The sequence below is a fragment of the Acinetobacter sp. RF14B genome (assembly GCF_006864105.1).
In the GTDB taxonomy this organism is placed as follows: Bacteria; Pseudomonadota; Gammaproteobacteria; order Pseudomonadales; family Moraxellaceae; genus Acinetobacter; species Acinetobacter lwoffii_C.
In genome coordinates, this window is record NZ_SMTB01000206.1 from 1 (window position 1) to 779 (window position 779).

The 779-nt window shown below is 47.8% G+C and carries 1 protein-coding gene; it reads left to right on the forward strand.

Annotation, left to right across the window (positions count from 1 at the left end; genetic code table 11):
- Nucleotides 1-779 (forward strand): NAD(P)/FAD-dependent oxidoreductase (locus E2K52_RS14525; protein ID WP_151205694.1); only part of this gene is annotated, 779 nt, incomplete at both ends.

Consider the following 779-nt stretch of genomic DNA (forward strand, 5'->3'; position numbering starts at 1 on the left):
ATGAGCTGCATGCCAAATACACCATCTTTGCTGAAGGCTGCCGTGGCCATTTAGGTAAACGCCTGATTCAAAAATTCAATCTGGATAAAGATGCTGATCCACAGCACTACGGGATCGGCATTAAAGAACTTTGGGAAATTGATCCGGCCAAACATAAGCCAGGTCTGGTGATGCACGGGGCCGGCTGGCCTTTAAATGAAACCGGTTCTTCAGGCGGCTGGTGGTTATACCATGCTGAAAACAATCAGGTGACTTTGGGCATGATCGTGGATCTGTCCTATACCAATCCGCATATGTATCCATTTATGGAAATGCAGCGCTGGAAAACCCATCCTTTAATCAAGCAGTATCTGGAAGGTGGCAAGCGGATTTCTTATGGTGCACGAGCTGTGACCAAAGGTGGCTTTAACTCGCTGCCTAAATTCACCTTCCCGGGTGGCTCTTTAATCGGTGATGATGCAGGCTTCCTGAACTTTGCCAAGATCAAAGGCTCACATACGGCAATGAAATCTGGCATGCTTTGCGGTGAAGCGGTATTTGAAGCAATCCAGGCCGGTGTAGAAAAAGGTGGTGATCTTGCAGTTGCCCGTGTGAGCGAAGGTGAAGATTTCTTCATCAAAGAGCTGACTGCCTATACCGAGAAGTTCAACAGCAGCTGGCTGAAAGAAGAACTCTACAATGCGCGTAACTTTGGCCCGGCAATGCACAAGTTCGGTCAATGGATGGGGGGCGCCTTTAACTTTATTGACCAGAACGTGTTTAAAGTACCCTTCACTTTA